Here is a 21,861-nt window from a genome sequence, read left to right on the forward strand (position 1 = left end):
ATCGTATTCGCGGGTGAACCCGCTCCCACAGAGGCCGCGTGTGGTCTGACATCACGCTACCGCTGTGAGAGCGGGCTAAGCCGCGAAGGGCTGCGCAGCAGCCCCTGCGTTCAAGCCAACAACTTCTCGTTCAACCCCTCACCCCGCCAGGATGAAATCTGCGGCGGTCACCGTGGTCGCATCCGCCACCCCCACCAGGCGGATGGAGTCGGCAGCGCCGATGTGAACCAGCGTATCAGCGCCAACATCGGCGATGGTAACGCTGGCGGCGAAGGTCGCTGCGGTGATGTTGAGGGCGGTGATATCCAGCCGGTCCTGGCCACCTGCCGCAATGGCATCGAAGTTGATGATCAGGTCGTTGCCGAAGCCGGCCGCAAACTGGAACACATCGTTGCCGTCAGTGGCCATCATCGTGTCGTTGCCGGCCCCCCCCACCACCGTGTCGTTGCCCGCCGCACCGTTGAGGAAGTCGTTACCGGCGCCCCCAATCAAGGTGTCGGTTCCGACGTCACCAAACAGCGTGTCGTTGCCATCGCCACCTTGCAGTGTGTCGTTGCCGTTGCCGCCGTCCAGGCTGTCATCACCAATGCCGCCCAGCAGGGTGTCGTTGCCGGCATCCCCCAACAGCGTGTCATTGCCGTCGCCGCCATCGAGGCTGTCATCGCCACCACCACCGTTCAGGCGGTCGGCACCCAGGCCGCCGAACAACTGGTCGTTACCGGCGTCACCATTGAGTGTGTCGTTGCCGGCGTTGCCGTTGAGGATGTCGTTGCCACCGTCACCGGCGAGCGTGTCATTGCCCGCCGCGCCGTTGATGATGTTGGCCAGGCCATTACCGGTGCCGGTGAAGTTGCCCACACCGGTATACGTCAGGTTCTCGACGTTGGCGGCCAGGGTGTAGCTGGCCAGCGTGGTACGCACCAGGTCAGTGCCTGCGCCAGTGGCCTCGACCACAGCGTCCCCGGCATCATCCACCACATAGGTGTCGTTGCCCACGCCACCCACCAGCCGATCGGCACCTGCACCGCCGCTTAGCAGGTCGTTGCCGGCGCCGCCGGTAATGGTGTTGGCCAGCGCGTTGCCGGTACCGGTAAAGCTGCTGCTGCCGGTGTAGGTCAGGTTTTCGACGTTGGCACCCAGGGTGTAGGTGGCCAGGCTGGTCTGCACCAGGTCGGTGCCACCGTTCAGCGCCTCCGTCACCGTGTCACCCACGTTGTCGACCACGAAGGTGTCGTTGCCGGCACCGCCGTTCATGGCATCCGCGCCAAGCCCACCGTTCAGGGTATCGTTGCCATCGTCGCCATTGAGGACGTCCGGGTCGTCCCCGCCGTTGAGGATGTCGTTGCCAAGCCCGCCGAACAACTGGTCGGCACCGCCCAGGCCATTGAGCGTGTCGTTGCCGCCCAAGCCCGAAATCACGTCGTTGCCCGCCGTGCCGGTCAGGGTGTTGGCTGCGTTGGTGCCCACCAGTGTCACACCTGGCGGTACCACCACGGCGGCCGTCGCGGCGGAGGTCAACGACTCCAGGGTGCCGAAGCCATCGGTGTAGCGCACGATCACCCGCAACTGCTGGTTGCCCTGGGCGAAGCCCGGGGTAAAGGTGGCGGCCGTGGCCCCGACTATGTTGCTGAAGACGCCACCGGTGCCCTGCTGCCACTGGAAGCTGAAGGCACCAAGCCCGTCCAGATCGGCGATACCGCCCGTGAGCGCGGTCAGCGTCTGGCCCTGGTCTGGCGTGGTGTCACTGATAAACACTGCACCGGTCGGTGCATCGTTGACGTTGGCGACCGGGTCGAGGATGTCGGAGGCGACGCTTTCGTGCACGCCAAAGTCATCCACATAGCTGACCACAACCCGCATGTTCTGCCCCACTTGCGCCTGGGTAAGGACAAAGGTGCTGCTGATGGCGCCAACGATGTTGACCCAGCCCACACCCCGATTGGACTGCCACTGGAAGGTGAACTGCGGGTTGCTCAGGCCGTCGGCATCGACGATGGTTGCCGGGTTGGCGGTAAGCGTCTGGTTTTGCACCAGCAACCCGGTTACGGTCGGCCCGGCACTCGGCGCGCTGTTCGGCGACGAGTCGACGATTTCCAGCGTCCCCTTGGCGTCCTGATACACCGCACGTACGCGGATGCTCAGGCCAGCCACATCGTCCGTGACCCGGTAGGTAGTACCGATGGCCCGCGAAACCTCGCCGGCAGCGACGAAGGTGATGTCTTCATAGACACCCGAACCCGGCAGGGTCTCCACCTGCCAGTAATAGGCTACAGGGCCGTTGACCGCGCCGGTCGTGTTGGCGGCGCTGACGTTGTCCGCATCATGTACCGCCAGGGGTGTCACGCGCAGCAGTTGGCCGCTGACCGGCGTATCGTCACGCACCCCGGTGGCAGCGTCGAGAATCACCAGGTGCCCCGTGGGGCCAGCGTTGACGGCGGTTCCCACGCCAGAGGCTTGCGAGCGGTCAGAGAACTGCAGCCGCTCGATGCCGGTCAGGTGGTCGACACCATCGCGCCCGGCCACCAGGTCGGTGACGATCACCGCATTGCCATCGACTACCACGCTGTAATCGGTGGCTACCCCCGAGAACACCGCCGTGTCGTAGTTGTCGGTGCCGTTGAGGATCTCCCGCACGATCACCAGCTGGCCTGGGTTGTAGGTGCCGTTGAGCATCAGCGGCACCATCGGCTCCATGCTGTCGTAGCTGGCGATTTCCGGGCCGGTGCCATCGTGGTTGGCGCGCACGCTGATGCGCACGTTCAGCCACTTGTCACCGTCGAGGATGTCGTCGCCGCCCCGGCCTTCGATCAGGTCGCTGCCGCTGCCGCCGAGGATGATGTTGCCGCCATCGTAGAACGTTGCCCCCGCAGCCAGCAGGCTGGACAGGCCGTTGATCAGGTTGATGTTGGTCAGCACACTACCGGTGGCGCCAGCGGTGGGCAGCGAAGTGGCATCTTCATTGTCACCGCGCAGGAAGTCGCCATGGGCCGAACCTGACAGGCCCTCCATGATGTCGAAGCGCACCAGCGCCGAAGCGCCCGAGCCCGGTACCGGCGGCACATCGAAGAAGCGGTCGCTGTAATCGATGGTCACGCCCTGGGCCAGGCCTTTGAAGGTTGCCCAGTCGTAGCCCGACCCACCGATGTAGCGGTCACCAAAGCCCAGGCTGCCGACCATGATGTCGTCGCCGCCTTCACCGTTGAACTTGTCGTTTTCGTTGCCGCCGATGAACACGTCGTTGCCGATGATGGGGTCGTTGCCGAGCGGGTCGAAGTTGTCGCCAGGCGCACCGTCCGAGGTGCCCTTCTCGATCCAGTCGTCACCTTCGTTACCCATGTCCTGCTCGTTGGCCTTGCTGCCCAGGATAAAGTCGTTGCCCTGGCCGCCAATGGCTTCGGAGGCATCTTCACCGGTGACGATGAAGTCGTTGCCGAAACCGCCGATGATCAGGTTGACGCCATTGCCGCCGTGCAGCACATCGTTGCCGTCGCCGCCCTGGATGTTGTCGTCACCGCCCATGTCGCTGATGATGTCGTCGCCGGCACCACCGCGCAGCTGGTCGTTGCCGTCTCCCCCCTCGATGCGGTCGTCGCCAGCATCGCCCCAGACCGTGTCGTCACCTTCGCTGGACACCAGGATGTCGTCACCGTTGGTGCCGCCCAGCACGATGTGCTCGGCGCCGGCATAGCGGATGTAGTGGGTGTCCGGGCCAGCCGTCAGCGGGCTGTCGCGGAACACTACCTGCTCGCCGTTTTCGCCCAGCGGGTCGGCATTGCCCAGGCCTTCGTTGAACTGCTTGCTCTGGTCGACTTCCAGGTAGAAGCCCGGATCGGAGAACACCAGCCCGGGCAGGTGGGTGGCCGAGGTGTTGGCCATGATCAGCTTGGCGAACGAGTTGCTTTCCAGCTCGGCGTTCATCGACAGGCCGGAGGTGCGCTCCAGGTAGTAGAAGCGGTCGCCGTCCTGCAGTTTCTCCATCTGGTTTTCGAACACGAAGTTGAAGGTGCTGCCGAGCATGCCGCCGAACGGGGTTTTCTCTTCGGCCAGGCCGCCGATCCACAGGTCGATGGCATCGACACCGGTGATGGTTACCGCCTTCAGGTCATCGGCGGTGCCCAGCACACCATCCTTGCCGGGCAGGTTTACATTTGCCCAGGTACCGCTGCTGTTGAGGAAGTCCAGGCGGTCGGCCGGCGCGCCATCGCCGCCGAACACCAGGGCCATGGCCGCGGTGCGTTTTTCCAGCAGTGTGGTGGCCCCGGTGATGGTGCTATGGGTGCCATAAGCCGCAATGAAGTTGATCAGCGACTCGGGGTGCTTCAGGTGCTGCACCAGGTCGACCCAGCTGGTGTACGGCTTGAGCTGGGTATCACCGGTTTGCCCGTAGATGTCGCGGCGCACGGCGTTCAGCGAAGGGATGCCCACGTCACGGCCACGGGCGATGTTGATCGCCGGCAGGTCCAGTGGCAGGCCAAGCAGGTTGTTGCGCAGCGCCTCGGTGACGAACTCGTCGATTTCGTTGCCACCCTGGCGGGTGACCCCGCGTACGATGGCGCTGGTGGCATCCTCGGGGGTGACACCACTGGCGGCATAGGCCAACGGGTTGAGGAACGCGGCGATCAGGCCCAGTTGCTGGTCAGGGTTGGCGCTGGCCGGGTCCTTGATGACGTTGAAGTCGATGTCGTAGCGATCGACAGTCTCGGTCAGCATCGAGTGGCCGAAGCGGTACACCGTGTGGGCGAATTCGGCCACGATCGACGCATCGAGGTCGACGTCGTACACCTGGGTCGGGGCAAAGAACAGGTCGACCCGTGGTTGCACGGTACGGGCGAATTCCTCGAACACCAGGTGCTGGTACTGCATCTCGGTACCGAACTTGGCCGCCTGGAACAACCGCTCGCCGTTCCATACCAGTGCGTCGATCTCGGCCGGGGTAACCGGCAATGCGGTGACCGGGTTGAGCAGCCATTCGTTGAGGAAGGCCAGGTCGTGCGAGTCGAGCACGGTGTCCATGGTCTGCGCCACCAGCCGGTTGTGCTCGGAGTGGAAGATCGCATGCACGGCAGTCAGGCCGATGTTCTCGTTGACCCGACCGTCGCCGGCGACGTAATGCGCGTCCAGCAGTTCGTTGTCGTAGGCCAGGTTGGCACCGGTCTGTGGGTTGACCGGCACAGCGTTGCCGGCAACGTTGTCTGCATCCGGCGCCAACACCCCACCACTGAACACGGGTACCGCGTTATGGGCAATGTCGGCGAGGAACTGGTGCCCCGTGCGCACGGCGTTGGTCAGGTCGAGCGGTGCCAGCGGGTTGCCTTTGACCTGTTGGTCATCGGCAGTGCCGGCAATGCCGTCGAGGCCCTTCATCACCACCATCGGATAGCCGTTCGGCCCCTTGATGAAGTTGCCGTAGGCGTCGGTGGCCAGCAGCGGCACGTTGTCGACGTCGGCATCCGTCAGGTTGATGCCAAGTACGTCACGGGCCTGGGCCTTGAGCACTTTCCAGGTGGCCATGCCGCCGATTTCGGTGTCGTCGCCAGTGCCGAACCTGGCATCGGCGCCCAGGTCACGGTTGGTGAGCAGCCGGCCCGTGGCAACGGGGCCGTCATCGGTCAACATGTAGGCACGCAGGAACACCTGGTGCGAGGGGTGAGAGCTGTAGGTCTGGTTCTGGTCCACGAACGGTGTGGTGGTGTTGGTGTGCTCGTGGATGTCGTCGGCGTTGCCAAGGATGCCATCCGGCCCGGGCAGGTTGGTCGCACGGGTCACCACCATGAAGTTGGTGAAACCACCTTCCACGTAGAGCGGGTCATCGGGTTGCAGCGGGATGTAGATGGTACCCGAGCCACCCTTGGTGACCAGGTCCAGGCCATGGTCGAAGAACTGCCCGAAGAAGGTCATCCAGGCGTTGAACGGCGCGGACAGGCCGGCATCGGCAGCGGTGTTTTCGAACAGGTACACATCGTGGTCGTCGGTGGTGCCGAACTGGCCGTCCATGCCCGGGCTGGCGACGATGCGCACGCCGTCCTTGAGCACGTCGTCGTTGCCAGGTGTGCCGAAGTTGAGCACGCCATCGGCACCTGGGTCATACGCGGTGGCATAGGCTGCCGGGTTGTTGGAGGTCTGGTCGACGATCAGGTTACTGATGGTGCGCGGCTGCGAGTCGAACACCGGGCCACTGGTCTGCTGGTACGACGAGCCGGGGATGGCCGGCGAGCCAGGGCCGAAGAAGCCGGCCGGGGCGCCTTCTGCGGGGTTGAACACCGGGTCGGTCAGGCGCGGGAACACGTTGTCGGCAGCACCGAACTGGGTGTGGTTGTTGCCGTTGAGGTTCATCAGGTTGTTGTTCGAACCATCGACCGCACGCAGGCCCAAGGGTGCGCGGATGTTGGGGATCAGCGACAGGATGTCCTGCCCGGCGGCATCGGCCTCGGCGATCTTGATCTGGTCGAGGATGAAGTTGAGGTCGGAGCGCACCATGTGCAGCCCCTCGCCCCCTGCCGTGGCATCCACGACCGGGGTGGCTGGCGTCGGCACCACGGGGGCACCCGCCGCCACCACCGCGGTTGGCGCGGAGTAGAGTATTTCGGTGGCGCCATGGGCGTCCTGGTAGATGGCCTTGACCCGCAGGCTCAGCCCGGCCAGGTCTGGCGACACCTTGAACGCGGTGCCATCGGCGCTCTGGAACGCCAGGTCACCGGCCGGCAGCAGAATGATGTCCTCGAATACGCCACTGCCCGGGTCAGACTCGAACTGCCAGTAGTACGACACCGACCGGTCGCCAAGGGTACCCAGGGGGTTGCCCGCACTGATGTTGTCGGCATCACGTACACCGGCCACGCTGACCGTGAGCAGGTCACCCACAGTGATTGCAGCACCGTTGCCATCGGTGATGGTCGGGCTGCCCGTGGGCTGCGCGTTCACGCCTGTTACCAATACGCGCTGGCTATCGGCGAACTGCAGGCGTTCGATGTGCAGCAGTGTGTCGACGCCGTCGCGGCCGGCCACGGTATCGGTCACCGTCCAGACATCATCGGCAACGTCCGCGGTACCCTTGGTGTTCTGGGTGACTACATACTCACTCTGCACGCCCGAGAATATGGCCGTGTCAAAGGCTGCGCCGCCCGTGGAGGTACCGGGCAGGATTTCCCGCACGGCTTTAAGCTGGCCTGGGTTGTAGGTGCGGTCGAGCATGAACGGGATCATGTCGACCATGCTGTCGAAGCTGGCGATCTCGGGCCCGGTGTGGTTGACGTCGCCCGGGGCGTACACGGCAATGCGCACGTTCAGCCACTTGTCGCCGTCGATCAGGTCGTCGCCGCCACGGCCTTCGATCAGGTCGCTGCCATTGCCGCCGAGCATGATGTTGCCGGTGGCAAAGCCTGTGGTCGGCAACCCGGCATCCGCCAGGAACTGCTGCAGCCCACGGATCAGCGCGACGTTGGTCAACGCACTGCCGGTGGCACCGCCATGGTTGAGGATGGTCACGGCATCGACGTTATCGCCCTTGAGCACATCGGCGTAGTTCGAACCGGACACCCCTTCGACCTCGGCAAAGCGGTCGAGGATGCTGGCCGGCGAGGCGCCGACCGGGTTGAACACCCCGGCGTTCTGGTTTGGCGCATTGCCATGGGGCTGAGCCAGCGCTGCCAGGCTCAGGTCAACGGTGACGCCTACCTTGTCGTTCTTGTTGGTGATCCAGTCGAAGCCGGACATGCCGTCCATCTTGTCCTGGGCATCGCTGCCGACAAAGATGTCGTCGCCGCCCTCGCCGATCATTTCGTCAAAGCCGCCGCCACCGACGAAGATGTCGTTGCCGACCACCTCGTCACCCAGCAGCGGCGCAAAGTTGTCGCCAGGCGCACCGTCCTGGGTACCCTTCTCGATCCAGTCGTCGCCCTCGTTGCCGGTAGGTGGCAGGTTGGTCTTGGCGCCGAGGATGAAGTCATCGCCCTGGCCACCGAAGGTGGTGGAGATGTCCTCGGTGGTGATGATGAAGTCCTGGCCGTCGCCCCCCAGGATCAAGTTCCCGGCCGCGAGCATGCTGCCGGCGACGATCACGTCGTTACCGGCGTTACCCTCCAGGCGGTTGTCGCCGAACGCGTCGGTGATGATGTCGTCGCCGGCACCACCCAGCACCGCGTCGTTGCCCGCGCCGCCTTCGAGGACGTCGTCGCCGGCATCGCCGTAAAGGGTATCGTCGCCATCGCCCGAGATGATGATGTCGTTGCCGGCAGTGCCGCCCAGCACCACATGGTCTTCACCGGTGTAGTGCAGGTAGTTGGCGTCGGGGTCAACGGTGTCAGGGTTGTTGCGAATCACCAGCGGTACGATTTCAACCCCGTTTATTTCGATGCCGCCAGTCGGGTCGGCCTTGCCGTCGGCACCCAGGCCGGTGAACTGGTTGGCTTGATTCACTTCCAGGGTGAAGGTGGGCGTGAGGAACACGGTGTTGGACAGGTGGGTGACGTCGGAGTTGGCCATGATCAGCTTGGCAAAGGAGTTGTTCTCCAGTTCCGTACCGAAGTTCATGCCCGCCGTACGCGACAGGTAGTAGAAGCGGTCGCCGTTCTGCAGCGCTTCCAGCTGGGTCTCGAAGACGAAGTTGAAGCTGGAGCCCAGCATGCCGCCAAAGGGCATTTTCTTCTCGGCCAGACCGCCGACCCAGAAGTCGATGGCATCGACCCCGGTCACGGTCACGCCGGTAATGTCGTCGGCCGTGCCGGCGATGCCGTCTTTGCCGGCCAGCGTCACGTTGGCATAGGCGCCGGTGCCGTTGAGGAAGTCCAGGCGGTCGAGCGGTGAGCCGCTACCACCAAGCACCAGCGCCACGGCGGCGGCGCGTTTGTCCGCCTCGGTAGTGGCCCCGGTGATGGTGGAGTGAGTGCCGTAAGCGGCGATGAAGTTGATCAGCGATGCCGGGTGCTTGAGGTGGTCGGCAAAGTCGGCCCAGCTGATGTAGGGCTTGAGCTGGCTGTCGCCCGTTGCCGCGTAGAACTCGCGGCGTGCCTCGTTCAGGCTGGGGATACCGGTGTCACGGCCCCGGGCGATGTTCAGCGCGGGCAGGTCCAGCGGCAGGCCCAGCAGGTTGTTGCGCAGGGCTTCGGTGACGAACTCGTCGATTTCGTTGCCCAGCTGGCGGGTCACGCCGCGGATGATCGCGCCGGCCGCTTCGTCGGCGGTGGCACCGCTGCCCGCAAACGCCAGCGGGTTGAGGAAGGCGGCAATCAGGCCCAGTTGCTGGTCAGGGTTGTCGGGGTCGGCCGACACCGGGTTGAATGCCGGGTCGAAGCGGTCAACGGTTTCGGTCAGCATCGAGTGGCCGAAGCGGTACACCACATGGGCGAACTCAGCCAGGATGGCCGGGTTGATCGAGGTGTCGTAGCCGTTGGGGGCCAGGAACTCGTCGATCTGTGGCTGGATGGTGCGGGCGAACTCTTCGAACACCAGGTGCTGGTACTGCATTTCGGTGCCGAACTTGGCCGCCTGGAACAGCCGCTCGCCGTCCCACACCAGCGCGGCGATGCCGGCAGGCGTGGTGGGGATGGCGGTGACGTCGTCGATCAGCCATTCGTTGAGGAACGCCAGGTCGCCTGCGGCCAGCAGGGTGTCTTTGGTCTGCTGCACCAGGCGGTTGTGCTCGGAGTGGAACACATGGTGCACGGCGGTCAGGCCGATGTTTTCGTTTACCCGACCGTCACCGGCGATGTAGTGGGCGTCGAGCAGTTCGTTGTCGTAGGTCAGGTTGTTGCCGCCCGGGCCCACAGGCTGCGCGTTGCCAACGGCAATGTCGGTGTCGGCCTGCAACACGCCGCCAACCACCACAGGCGCGGCGTTATGGGCGATGTCGTCCAAAAAGCCATGCCCGGTGCTCACGGCATTGGCCAGGCTGATGGGCGCGGCGCGGTTGCCTTCGACCAGCGTCGTGACGTCGTCGGCGGTGTCGGCAATACCGTCGGCGCCGTTGTTCACGCGCATGACCACCTGCGGCATGCCGTTGGGCCCGCGCAGGAAGTTGCCGTAGGCATCGGTGGCCAGCAACGGCACGCTGTGCACGTCGGCGTCGGTCAGGTTGATGCCCAGCAGGTCACGGGCCTGGGCCTTGACCACCGCCCAGGTGGCCATGCCGCCGTTTTCGCTGTTGCCATCGTCGGCGGTGCCGAACTTGCCGTCCGCGCCAAGATCGCGGTTGGTGATCAGCCGGCCTGTGGCCACCGGGTCGCCCGCGCCATCGAGCGTGTACTCGCGCAGGAATACCTGGTGCGAGGGGTGCGAGCTGTAGGTCTGGCTCTGGTCCACGAACGGCGAGGTGGTGTTGGGCTGGCTATCGTCGGCCGTGCCCAGCACACCATCGGCGCCGGCGGTGCGTACGGCGCGTGACAGCACCATGAAGTTGGTCGGGCTGCCGGCCACATACAGCGGGTCGTCCGGGCGCAGCGGGATGAACACGATGTCGGTGCTGCTCTTGGTGACCAGGTCCAGGCCGTGGTCGAAGAACTGCCCGAAGAACGTCATCCAGGCGTTGAAGCCGGCAGTCAGGCCCACGTCCGGCGAGACATTGGGGATGAAGAACACCGGCTTGTCGTCGGCGGTGCCGAACACCCCGTCGATACCTGGGCTTATCACCGGCGCAGCGCCGCCATTGGCCTCGACCGCAGCCGGGTTGTTGGCGGTCTGGTCGACGATCAGGTTGCTGATGGTGCGCGGCTGCGAATCGACGACGTTGCCGGTGCCCACGTAGTTGGCACGGTAGGAGGCATCGAGCAGGCGCAGGAACGAATTGTCGGCAGCGCCGAACTCGCTCTGCCCGGCCACCAGGTTGTTGAAGCTGCCGTCGACGGTGCGCAGGCCGAACGGTACCTGGCTGTTGGGCAGCAGGTCGCTCAGGCTGGCGCCGTCAGCATGGGCTTCGGCGATGAAGATTTGTTTGAGAATGAACTCCAGGTCCGACTTGCTGAAATTGGCCATTGCAATTGCCCTCGATCTTTCGGGAGAAATCACAGGGCAACAGGGTCCATCCCGCGCCCAGTCAGTGTTGACGTGCGCAGTATCTGGTTTGTGGTTCTGGGCTCAGTGGCGCAACGCTGTCGTGCTAGCGCCACAGCCTCATTGCTGGCAAGCCGCCCCCCCGTTCCGGGAGGGAGGCCTGTTAATCGTGCGAAACAGGTGTAACGCACGTGTATCGATCCCAACTCGCACAGGGTCCGAATACATCAGACTAAAGTCGTAGGCGAAAACCTTGTCAATATCCCGTCAGAAAAATATCCAATCCTGAGAATGCGATGCAACTAGCTGTTTTCAGGAGACTTATGAAAAGTTCAAAGAATTTATAGAGCGAAAAGATATTACTGAATGTTTCGTTGCAACCTACGCTGCTGCTTATAACAAGACCGCAGCGGCGCACCCGCCTGCGACCTACCAGAAGCCACGACTACCGCTGTACGGGGCGCCGCAAGGGCTCCCTGTTTTGTGAAAAGGGAGGCCTTCGATGCACAAGCCGCCGCGTACCCGCTCTGAACTGTCTGACACACTGTTTCGCCTGCGTCGCAGTTTCTATGCCCTGGCCGCCTTCAGCGGCGTGATAAACGTCATGATGTTGACGCCAGCGGTGTACATGCTGCAGGTGTACGACCGCGCCCTGGTCAGCCGTAACGTCACCACCCTGGGCATGCTCACCGTGCTGGTGGTCGGGTTGTTCCTGTTGATGTCGGCGCTGGAGATGACCCGTACCCGCGTGCTGATCCGGGTCGGCAACTGCCTGGACATGGACCTCAACCGACGCATCTTCAGTGCCGCCTTCGAGCGCAACCTGAGCCGCGCCGGCGGCAACCCGGCCCAGGCCCTGCATGACCTGGCGCAGGTGCGGCAGTTTCTGACCGGCAACGGGCTGTTCGCCTTCTTCGATGCCCCCTGGACGCCGATCTACCTGGTGGTCTGCTACTTGATCCACCCTTGGCTCGGGCTGGTCACGACCATCGGCTCGTTGACCCTGGTGGGCTTGGCCTACCTCACTGAAAGAGCCACGCAAAAACCACTGGCCGAGGCCAATCAGGCGTCCATGTCGTCGGCCAGCTACGCCAACAACAACCTGCGCAACGCCGAAGTGATCGAGGCCATGGGCATGCTGCCGTCAATCGGCAAGCGCTGGTACCAGGGCCACTTGCGCATCCTGCAGATGCAGACCCTGGCCTCCGACCGCGCGGCGCTGATCAGCAGCACCGGGCGCTTCGTGCGTATCACCCTGCAGTCGCTGATCCTGGGGACCGGCGCACTGCTGGCGATCGAAGGCAAGATCACCCCCGGCATGATGATCGCCTGCTCGATCCTGACCGGCCGCGCCCTGGGCCCGGTGGAACAGGTGATCGCCGCATGGAAGCAGCTGTTGGGCTGCCGCTTGGCCTGGGGCCGGCTCAACGACCTGCTGCAGGACTACCCGCAACGGCCACCGAGCATGTCGCTGCAACGGCCGATGGGCATGCTGGCGGTGGAAAACGTGATTGCCGGCGCACCCGGCACCAATACCAGCATCGTGCGCGGGGTGAGCTTCAGCCTGGTCCCGGGTGAGAGCCTGGGCATCATCGGCCCTTCGGCCTCGGGCAAGTCCACCCTCGCCCGCCTGCTGGTGGGTGTGTGGCCGGCCCAGGCCGGCAAGGTACGCCTGGACGGGGCCGACATCTTCACCTGGAACAAGGCCGAACTGGGCCCGTGGCTGGGCTACCTACCGCAGGACGTGGAACTGTTCGAGGGCACCATCGCCGAAAACATCGCGCGCTTTGCCGACGTGGACAGCGATGCGGTGATCCGTGCCGCCCGCAGCAGCGGCGTGCACGACATGATCCTGCACTTCCCGCAGGGCTACGACACCCGCCTGGCCGCCGACGGCACCCCGCTGTCCGGCGGCCAGAAGCAACGCATCGCCCTGGCCCGCGCCCTGTACGGCGAGCCCAACCTGGTGGTGCTGGACGAGCCCAACGCCAACCTCGATGACGTCGGCGAGAAGGCCTTGGTCGATGCGCTGGCCGAGCTGAAAACGCGCGGCGCCACGGTGATCCTGATTTCCCACCGGCCCAATGTGCTGTGCGCCGTCGACAAGATACTGATGCTGCGCGACGGCACCGTGCACATGCTCGGCAGCCGTGACGAAGTGTTCGCGGCGCTGCGCAAGGCCAGCGTGATTCCAGCGGCCAATGCGGCCCCGCTGGCTTCGGTAAAAGTACGGGAGTAACCGATCATGCAGATGACTCAACACTCCGAATTGATTCCCGCCGAAGCCAAGAACCTGATCGACCTGGACGTGGCCCGACCGGCACGCTGGGGCGTATGGATGGTGATCGCCGGTTTTGGCGGTTTCCTGCTGTGGTCTTGCCTGGCGCCACTGGACGCAGGCGTGGTTGCCACCGGCACGGTCAAGGTCACCAGCAACCGCAAGGCGGTGCAGCACCTGAGCGGCGGCACGGTCGAGGCGATCCTGGTGCGCGAAGGCGACCTGGTTAAAAAAGGCCAGGAAGTGGTACGCCTGGATGCGTTGCGCGCCGTGGCCGAACAAGGCGCACTCAGTGCCCAGTACATCGTCAGCAAGACCGTGGAAAACCGCCTGGAAGCCGAACGCGATGGCCGCGATACGGTCACCTTCGACCCTGCCCTGCTCCAGCATTACGCCAATGACCCAAGGCTACTGGCGGCCATGGACCTGCAACAGCGCCTGCTCGACACCCGTCGCGCCGGCCTGGCGGGCGAGCTGAGCATCCTCGAAGAAAACCTCACCGCCTCGGCCGTGCAACTCAAGGGCCTGCAACAGGTGTACGGCGCCCGCGCTTCGCAGATCGGCTTTCTCAACCAGGAGCTGCAAGGCACCCGGGTGCTGGCCGCCGAAGGCTATGTACCGCGCAACCGCCTGCTGGAACTGGAGCGCAGCAATGCCGACCTGTCCGCCGGCCAGGCCGAAAACCTCAACAACATTGCCCGCGCGCGCAGCCAGGCCACCGAAATCAAGCTGCGCATGCTGCAGCGCCAGCACGACTACCTGAAGGAAGTGGAATCGCAACTGACCGACACCGCCAAGGAAAACACCACCCTCGCCGACCGGTTGCGAGCGCTCGATTACGAAGTGACGCACACGGTGATCCGCTCGCCGATCGACGGCATGGTCCAGGGCCTGAGCATCGCGACAGTCGGCGGCATCATCCAGCCCGGCGCCAAGATCATGGAAGTGGTACCGCTCGACCAGCCGCTGCAGGTGGACGCGATGATCCCGGTGCAGGCCATCGACAAGATGGTTCCGGGCCTGGCCGTGGACATCGCCTTCCCGGCCTTCAACCACGCACAGACGCCGAACATACCAGGGCGGGTGAAGACCATTTCCGCCGACCGCCTGCTCGACGAAGAAAGCAAGCAGCCGTTCTACCTGGCCCAGGTAGAAGTGACGCCGGCCGGTATGGGCCTGCTGGGCAGCAACCACATCCGCCCCGGCATGCCCGCCACCGTCACCATCAAGACCGGCGAGCGCAACCTGCTCAGCTACCTGCTCAAACCCATGCTCGAACGCGTCGACGCCGCGTTCAAGGAGCAATGACATGAAACGCTCGTGCCTGATGTTGTGCCTGCTGGGGGTGGCCGTACAGGCCAGTGCCATGGACCTGAAGCAAGCCTGGGACCTGCTGCAGTACCAAGGCCCGATCTACCGCGCTGCGGTGCACGAAAAAGAAGCCGGCAGCGAAAACCGCGCCATCGGCGAGGCCGGCCTGCTGCCGCAGATCAACGCGTCGGCCTACTTCAACCGGGTCAATGGCAGCCAGCGCCAGAACGGCCAGGACAACGACCTGGACTACGATTCCAAGGGCGCCAATGTGCGCCTGCGCCAACCGCTGTTCAACAAGCAGAAGATGGCCGAGTACCGCCAGGGCCAGCAACGCGCCGACTACAGCGTGGCGGTGTTCGACGCCAAGAGCCAGGACGCTGCGGTGCGCCTGGCCGACGCCTACTTCGACGTGCTGCTGGCCAGCGAAACCATCACCTTGGCCAAGGCCAAGCTGAACGCCTTCGAGGAGCAGCTGGCTTCGGCGAAACGGCGCAAGGAGTTGGGCGCCGGCACCATCACCGACGTCGATGAGTCGGTGGCCCGCCGCGACCTGGCGGAGGCCGACCTGATCGACGCCCAGGACAACCTGGTCAACGCCCGCCGCAAGCTGGAGGAATACATCGGTGAAACCCCAGAGTCGCTGACCACCTTGCAGCCGGGCTTCAGTACGCCACCGCTGATGCCGGGCAACCTGCAGGACTGGCTGGTCAAGGCCCAGGCCGACAGCCCGCTGATTCACGCGCGCCGGCACAGCTACGAGCTGGCCGAAGAAGAAGTGAAACGGGCCCGCGCCGGTCACTACCCCACCCTCGATTTCGTGGCGGGCTATAACGCCGGCAGCAGCCAGTCGATTTCCGAGCTCAACCAGCGCAACCACTACAGCTCGATCGGCCTGGAGCTGAATATTCCGCTGTACAGCGGCGGCAGCACCAGCGCCCTGACCCGCCAGGCCAGCGCCAACAGTTCCAAAGCCCTGGATGAACTGGACGCTACCCGCCAAGAGGTGATTTCCGGCACCACCCGCGAGTACCGCGGCGTGCAGAGCGGCGCCCTGCGCATCCATGCGCTGGAAAAGGCCGTGGCCTCCAACGAACGCTCGCTGACCTCGACCCGCAAGGGCTTCAAGGAAGGCGGCACCAGCACCAACTCGGATGTGCTCAATGCCGAGGAACTGTTGTTCGACGCCCGCCATGACCTGTTCGAGGCCAAGCTGAACTACCTGATGTCGCGGCTGCGCCTGGCGTCGTCGGTGGGTAGCCTGGGGGATGATGATATCCAGCAGGTCAACGACTACCTGGGGCCGGAGCTGATGGTGAGCAACTGATGAATACCTGAACGCATGCTCTATCCCTGTAGGAGCAGCCTTGTGCTGCGAAGTGGCCCTCAAAACCGACAGATTTCCGTCGACCATAAGGGCCTCTTCGCAGCACAAGGCTGCTCCTACAGAGTACCGAGGTGGGCACGGTCATCAGTGTCAGGGCTACAAGTCTACGATAGCTGCGACGCATTTCTTCGCGCTATGATCGGACACCTTGCCGCGGACGTCCTGCCCCATGCCCGTAGACCTTCAAGCCTTGTACCCCAGGTTGATCCACCTGATGCTGGACACCGTGTTCGTGGTCGACAGGGACAACCAGATCGCCTTCGTCAGCGATGCCTGCGAGGCGCTGCTGGGTTACAAGCCCTGCGAAATGATCGGCACGCCGATCACCGACTACATGCACCCTGAGGACCTCGCGGCCACGCGCGCGTCGATAGTGCGGGTGATGAACGGCCAGCCCCATTACGATTTCCGTAACCGCTATGTGCGCAAGGATGGCGGCATCGTGCACATCCTGTGGGCTGCCAGCTGGTCCGAAGAGGCTGAGGCGCGTATCGGTGTAGCGCGGGATGTGACCGCCTTGCGCCAGGCCGAAGATGAACTGCGCTTCCTCGCCCACCACGACCCGCTGACCCGGCTGGCCAACCGGGCCATGTTCAATGAACGGCTGGACAGTGCCCTTGCCACAGCGCGGCAGCACGATGGCACGCTGGCGTTGCTGTTTCTGGATATCAATGACTTCAAGGAAATCAACGATGTGCACGGGCATGCTGTGGGTGACCGGGTGCTGTGCACGCTTGCGCGTCGGCTGGAAGGCTGCGTACGTGCAACCGACACAGTGGCGCGCATGGGCGGTGACGAGTTCACCGTGCTGTTGACCGATTGCCCGTCACCAGAGGCCATTGCCGAGCAGGTAGTTCGCATTCTGGCGGTCATGGCCGAGCCACTCGGGATGGAGTTGTCCGGTATCGACGCGCCGTCCTGCAGCATCGGCGTGGCGCGCTTCCCTGAGGATGGCCACGATGCCGACATGCTGCTGCGTCATGCCGATGGGGACATGTACCGGGTCAAACGAAAACACACGGCGACCAGGTAACGCTACCCCCTGCGCTTCGAGCCATACCTACATCAGAAGTCAACCGAGGCCGACAGCTGCAGCGCCCTCGGGTAACCCGGCGATATCGCGCCATACGAAGCCACGCCCGACCAGTACTCACGGTCGAACACGTTCTGCACCGTCGCCCGGAACGTTGTAGGGTGGCCATCGATGCGGGTGACGTAGCGTGCGCCCACGTCGAACCGTGTCCAGGCATCAAGTTCCTGGGTGTTGGCCTGATTGATGTACTGGCTGCCGGTATAGATGGCACCACCGGTCAGCGTGACGCCTTCAGCCCACGGTGTATCCCACTCGGCCCACAGGTTGGCCTGCACGTCAGGCACGCCGACCGGGTCGTTGCCCTTGTTGGCGGCCGTCGCCGAATCGGTCAGTTTGCCGTCCAGCACTGTCATGCCACCCAGCAACCGGGTGCCCGGCGCAACTTCACCGAACATGCTCAGCTCGATGCCGCGATTGCGCTGCTGTGCCTGCACTGAAAACTGGTTGCCAGCCCCAAGTTCACCACTGGGTTTCTCTATCTGGAATACAGACAAGGTGGTCATGAAGGTGTTGTGCTCGTACTTCACCCCCAGCTCGTGCTGTTTGGTCTTGTAAGGCGCGAACGCTTCACCGGCATTGTTCGCCGTGGCGGGTGCGACATCACCTTTGCTCAGGCCTTCGACATAGTTGTAGTAAAGCGCAATGTTTTCCCACGGTTTGACCACTACGCCGACCACGGGGGTGGTTGCACTGTCTTTGTAGCGCGAGGTCACCGTACCCGTGGTGCTGTAGTTGCGTGACTCGATTTCCTGCCGGCGCACCCCCAGCGTCAATTGCACGCGGTCGTCGAGTACGGACAACGTGTCCGTCAGGGCAACGCCAGACAGCTCGGCCTCAGACACCCGATCCACCTTTGGCGCAGCGATGTATTGCTTGGGCACATCTACCGGGTGGTAGATGTTCGAGCGTATTTCCGTGCCGTTGTTGATGCCACGGGACAACTCATCCTGATACCGCGTGGCCATGGCGGTAACCGTGTGGTTGACCGGCCCGGTTTCAAACAACCCACGCAGCCCGACGTCGGCGGTGGAGCGGTCGACATTGAACTTGTAGTAACCGGGAATATTGCTGGTGTCACCCGCCGCATTGAGGATCCGCGGAACCTGGTCGGACATCCGCGCCACATCTGCCCTGCCACCGCCGGCATGGGCGAACACTGTCAACGCGTCGCTGATGTCATATTCCCCACCCAGCAATGCTGACTGCTCGGTGGTTCTCGACCAACCCCAGTCCTGCGGCAGGTTGGTACGGCCATTGGCGGCAGAGGGTACGCCGAAACCGGGGGCGACAGTGAAGGGGCGCGAAGCAGCATCCCACCGTTCTTCCTGGCTGATGAAGTCCAGGTTCAGGCGCAAGCGCTCACCTTGGTAATCCAGGGCGATTGCGCCGATGTCCAACGCACGTTGCTGGTCATCGATAGCCGTGTCGCCCTCGGCCAGGCTGCCGTTGAAACGCACGCCCCATTGGCGCTGGTCGCCGAAGCGGCGGCTGATGTCGAGGTGGCCACCCACCTGGGTGTCAGAACTGTAGCTGGCGGTGACACGCGTCAAATCCTCGGCAAGCGGGCGCTTGGGGACGATATTGATCACGCCGCCGACGCCGCTGTTCGGGGAAATACCGTACATCAGGGCACCCGGCCCCTTGAGCACTTCGACCCGCTCGGCATATTCGGTGAACACGCGGTAATTGGGGGCAACGCCGTACACACCATCGAAGGCCAGCTCGCCCAGGTTGCCTTCACCCACCGGGAAACCGCGAATGAAGAACGAATCGACGATACCACCCGCCTGACCGGTGGAACGCACGGAGGGATCGCGCTCCAGGGCATCGGCCACGGTCACCGTCTGCAGGTCGGCGAGGGTTTTTGCGGTGTAGCTGGTGACGTTGAAGGGCGTATCCATCACATCTTTGTTGCCAAGCATGCCTAGCCGCCCGCCGCGCGCTACCTGTCCGCCGGCGTAGGCCTCTGGCAGTGTTTCGTGGCGCATGCTGTTGGCGTCAATGGTCGTGGCGGCCAGCGTGAGGCCTTCACCACTGCTGGGTTGGCGGATCAGTTGATAATTGCCGTTACTCAGCTCCACCAGCTCAAGGCCACTGCCGGCAAGCAACCGGGCGATACCGTCACGCGCCGAATAGGCCCCGCTGAGCCCGGGGCTGTGCAAGCCATCGGTCAATGCCGGTTCAAACGACAGCGCAACGCCCGAGGCCAGCGCGAAGCTGGACAATACCCGCCCCAGTGGGCCCGGGGCAATTTCGTAAGTGCGGACGGTCACGCTATCCAGGGGTTGCGCGATGGCGGGCAAAAGGTAGCCAGCCCCTGATACCAGAACTGCACCAAAGAGTGTGCTGCGCACCGCTACAGCTAACGCACGCTCACGGAATGGACGACTTGCAACAGGCATGACAGGCGGGTCCTTCTGGCTGGGAATGGAAGTGTTCATTCCTGTTGCCAGCCGAGACTGAAAAAAGTATCACCCATAAAGGCGTTTTTTTTCCGCGCCTGGCATTTCACGATTCTGCGGGGTAAAGCAGGGTCCAGTAGCCGTTCATGTGCGCGGACACCCGCAATGCGTATGTCGACTCCAGCATGCTCAGGCTGCGCCTGGTATCGCTGACCGGAAACGCCCCGGAAATACGCAGGCCGGCGATACGCGGGTCGCAGCGAATGACGCCGCGCTGGTAGCGTGCCAGCTCGCTCACAAAATCATCCAGCCGCATGCCGTCTGCCAGCAGCATGCCCTGGGTCCAGGCCGTTGCGGTGGTGTCGACCGGCATCGGCCTGCCGACCATGTGCGCATTGAAATCGACACGTTCGCCGGCCTGTACAACGGTGCCGGGGTTGGCCGCCGCACGGGCGGGTTCGATGCGAATGGCCCCTTCGATAACTGCCAGGTAGGTGCGCCCGTCCAGCTCTCGCACGCTGAAGCGTGTGCCCAGGGCTTGCATGCGCCCTTCCCGTGTGCCCACCCGCAGCGGGCGCGCAGGCACCACGATATCGGGCGCAGTCTGAACCAGGATTTCACCCCGGCGCAGTTCAATGAAGCGCTCGTCGGCATCGAAACGGATGTCGATTGCAGAGTCGGTATTGAGGAAGATCTGCGTACCATCGGCCAGGGTGAGCTGGCGGCATTCGCCCACGGCCGAGCGATAGTCGGCGGCCCATCCTTGTTGCTCGGTCAGCTTCCAACCGGCCCACCCCGCCGGAAGCACGGCCAGCAGCAGCGCCAACCGGCTGATCATCGCCCGACGCCCCGGGTCGGCCGGGCGGTCGAGCGCCGACATCGACAGCGCCGGGGGCAAACCGTCCAGCTTGCCCATCAGCCGTTCGGCGCGCTGCCAGGCCTGAGCACGCTCGGGGCTGCTGCTGCGCCAGGCCAGCCAGTCGGCCTTTTGCGCATCGCTGACGGCTCCGGCACTCATGGCCATCAACCACTCGGCCGCTTCTTCAAGTGCCTCGGTATCCGTTGGGCCGACACGCTGGACATCAGCCATCTAGTCGACCAGCCTCAAGCACTGGAGAAATGCCTGTTTCATGTAACGCTTGACGGTGATGAGCGATACACCTAGCTGCTCGGCAATAGCTTCGTACTTCATGCCGCCCAGCTGGGACAGCAGGAACGCGCGCCGGACCAGCGCTGGCAGGGTGTCGAGCATGGCATCGATTTCGTGCAGGGTTTCCAGGATCAGCAAGCGGGCCTCGGGCGAAGGCACTTCAGGCGCTGGCAGGTGTTCAAGCGCCTTGAGGTAGGCACGCTCCAACGATTTACGCTGACACCAGTTGGCCAGGATGCCCCCGGCAACACAGCTCAGGTAAGCCCGCGGCTCATCAAACACCACGGTTTTCGAGGCCAGGATGCGCGCGAAGGTATCCTGCACCAGGTCGGCCGCATCGACCGCATTGCCCAGGCGCCTGCGCAGCCTGGCATGCAGCCAGCCCTGGTGGCCGTTGTACAGCGCCTCTACATTGCGCAGGTGATTGTCGGAGCCAGGTAGCACGTCGCTCATGGGGGCGATTCTGTTCACGCAAGTGAGAATTGTTTTCAATATTAAGGTAGCGTTTCAACTCAACGCAAGTTCAACCACCGGGACACGACCATGCCTGACCCTGAAAGCACCCTGCTCGACAGTTGGCAGCACAACGCCCAAGCCTGGATCGACGCCGTGCGCAGCGGCGCCATCGAGAGCCGTCGCCAGGTCACCGACCAGGCCATTCTGCTAGCCATCCTTGGCCGCCAGCCCGGGCGGGTGCTGGACCTGGGCTGTGGTGAGGGCTGGTTGCTGCGTGCACTGGAGGACCGCGGTATCGAGGCCGTGGGCGTGGATGGTGACCGGACGCTGGTAGACGCCGCACGCGCGGCGGGCTCGGCCGAGGTGCACCTGGCAAGCTATGCGCAGTTGGCCGATGCGCAGGCTTATGTGGGCACGGGGTATGACCTGGTCTGTGCCAACTTTGCGCTGTTGCACCAGGACGTCATCCCGTTGCTGGCGGCCATGAAAGATGTGCTGGTGCCGGGGGGCGCCCTGGTGATCCAGACGTTGCACCCCTGGAGCGTGGCAGGCGGGGAATATCAGGATGGCTGGCGGGAGGAGTCGTTTACCGGGTTTAGCGGGAATTGGCAGCCGATGCCGTGGTACTTCCGCACCCTGGCCAGCTGGCTGAATGCGCTGGACATGGCGGGGTTGCGGCTGGTCAGTTTGCAGGAGCCACAGCACCCGCAGAGTGCTGTGCCGCAGTCGTTGTTGATGGTGGCTGAGCGCCGCTGATCAGCTGGCTCAGCCCTTGTAGGAGCAGCCTTGTGCTGCGAAGAG

Annotated in this window: 9 protein-coding genes; 5 read left to right on the forward strand and 4 right to left on the reverse strand. The window is 63.9% G+C overall.

Annotated features, from left to right (window positions below):
• Positions 1–138: 138 nt before the first annotated feature.
• Positions 139–10,965 carry a peroxidase family protein gene (locus tag ABOC32_RS21725; protein WP_426808810.1) on the reverse strand — a complete coding sequence of 3,609 codons (10,827 nt, stop codon included), beginning with the start codon at positions 10,963–10,965 and terminating at the stop codon, positions 139–141.
• Between the two features lie 520 nt (positions 10,966–11,485).
• Between ABOC32_RS21725 and ABOC32_RS21730 the strand changes: the two genes are divergently transcribed.
• From ABOC32_RS21730 to ABOC32_RS21745, 4 genes are all read left to right on the forward strand, one after another.
• A complete protein-coding gene (locus ABOC32_RS21730) occupies positions 11,486–13,222 on the forward strand; it encodes a type I secretion system permease/ATPase (RefSeq protein ID WP_426808811.1) in 1,737 nt (578 codons plus the stop codon).
• Between the two features lie 6 nt (positions 13,223–13,228).
• Positions 13,229–14,569 (forward strand): HlyD family type I secretion periplasmic adaptor subunit, encoded by a 1,341-nt coding sequence (locus ABOC32_RS21735; RefSeq protein WP_426808812.1) that lies wholly within the window; start codon positions 13,229–13,231, stop codon positions 14,567–14,569.
• Between the two features lies 1 nt (position 14,570).
• Positions 14,571–15,899: a TolC family outer membrane protein gene (locus tag ABOC32_RS21740; RefSeq protein ID WP_426808813.1), complete on the forward strand. Its 1,329-nt coding sequence runs from the start codon at positions 14,571–14,573 to the stop codon at positions 15,897–15,899.
• Positions 15,900–16,128: 229 nt separating this feature from the next.
• Positions 16,129–16,992, forward strand: a complete 864-nt coding sequence (locus ABOC32_RS21745) for a diguanylate cyclase domain-containing protein (RefSeq protein ID WP_426808814.1) — start codon at positions 16,129–16,131, stop codon at positions 16,990–16,992.
• Between the two features lie 32 nt (positions 16,993–17,024).
• Here ABOC32_RS21745 and ABOC32_RS21750 read toward each other — a convergent pair whose 3' ends face one another.
• From ABOC32_RS21750 to ABOC32_RS21760, 3 genes are all read right to left on the reverse strand, one after another.
• A complete protein-coding gene (locus ABOC32_RS21750; protein ID WP_426808815.1) occupies positions 17,025–19,454 on the reverse strand; it encodes a TonB-dependent siderophore receptor in 2,430 nt (809 codons plus the stop codon).
• A 106-nt stretch (positions 19,455–19,560) separates the two neighbouring features.
• Positions 19,561–20,544 (reverse strand): FecR domain-containing protein, encoded by a 984-nt coding sequence (locus ABOC32_RS21755; protein ID WP_426808816.1) that lies wholly within the window; start codon positions 20,542–20,544, stop codon positions 19,561–19,563.
• Positions 20,545–21,057, reverse strand: coding sequence for a sigma-70 family RNA polymerase sigma factor (locus ABOC32_RS21760; protein WP_426808817.1), 513 nt, complete (start codon positions 21,055–21,057; stop codon positions 20,545–20,547). It lies immediately after the preceding gene.
• Positions 21,058–21,147: 90 nt separating this feature from the next.
• On the opposite strand from ABOC32_RS21760, the gene ABOC32_RS21765 reads away from it, so the two are divergent.
• Entirely contained in the window at positions 21,148–21,816 is a 669-nt protein-coding gene (locus tag ABOC32_RS21765; RefSeq protein ID WP_426808818.1) for a class I SAM-dependent methyltransferase, read from the forward strand.
• Positions 21,817–21,861: the final 45 nt, after the last annotated feature.

Source organism: Pseudomonas sp. WOUb67 (assembly GCF_050058005.1).
Classification (GTDB): Bacteria; Pseudomonadota; Gammaproteobacteria; order Pseudomonadales; family Pseudomonadaceae; genus Aquipseudomonas; species Aquipseudomonas putida_R.

Coding starts and splice junctions, on each gene's coding strand:
- ABOC32_RS21725 (WP_426808810.1), bottom strand. CDS start 10,965: ATGGCCAATTTCAGCAAGTCGGACCTGGAGTTCATTCTCAAACAAATC.
- ABOC32_RS21730 (WP_426808811.1), top strand. CDS start 11,486: ATGCACAAGCCGCCGCGTACCCGCTCTGAACTGTCTGACACACTGTTT.
- ABOC32_RS21735 (WP_426808812.1), top strand. CDS start 13,229: ATGCAGATGACTCAACACTCCGAATTGATTCCCGCCGAAGCCAAGAAC.
- ABOC32_RS21740 (WP_426808813.1), top strand. CDS start 14,571: ATGAAACGCTCGTGCCTGATGTTGTGCCTGCTGGGGGTGGCCGTACAG.
- ABOC32_RS21745 (WP_426808814.1), top strand. CDS start 16,129: ATGCCCGTAGACCTTCAAGCCTTGTACCCCAGGTTGATCCACCTGATG.
- ABOC32_RS21750 (WP_426808815.1), bottom strand. CDS start 19,454: ATGCCTGTTGCAAGTCGTCCATTCCGTGAGCGTGCGTTAGCTGTAGCG.
- ABOC32_RS21755 (WP_426808816.1), bottom strand. CDS start 20,544: ATGGCTGATGTCCAGCGTGTCGGCCCAACGGATACCGAGGCACTTGAA.
- ABOC32_RS21760 (WP_426808817.1), bottom strand. CDS start 21,057: ATGAGCGACGTGCTACCTGGCTCCGACAATCACCTGCGCAATGTAGAG.
- ABOC32_RS21765 (WP_426808818.1), top strand. CDS start 21,148: ATGCCTGACCCTGAAAGCACCCTGCTCGACAGTTGGCAGCACAACGCC.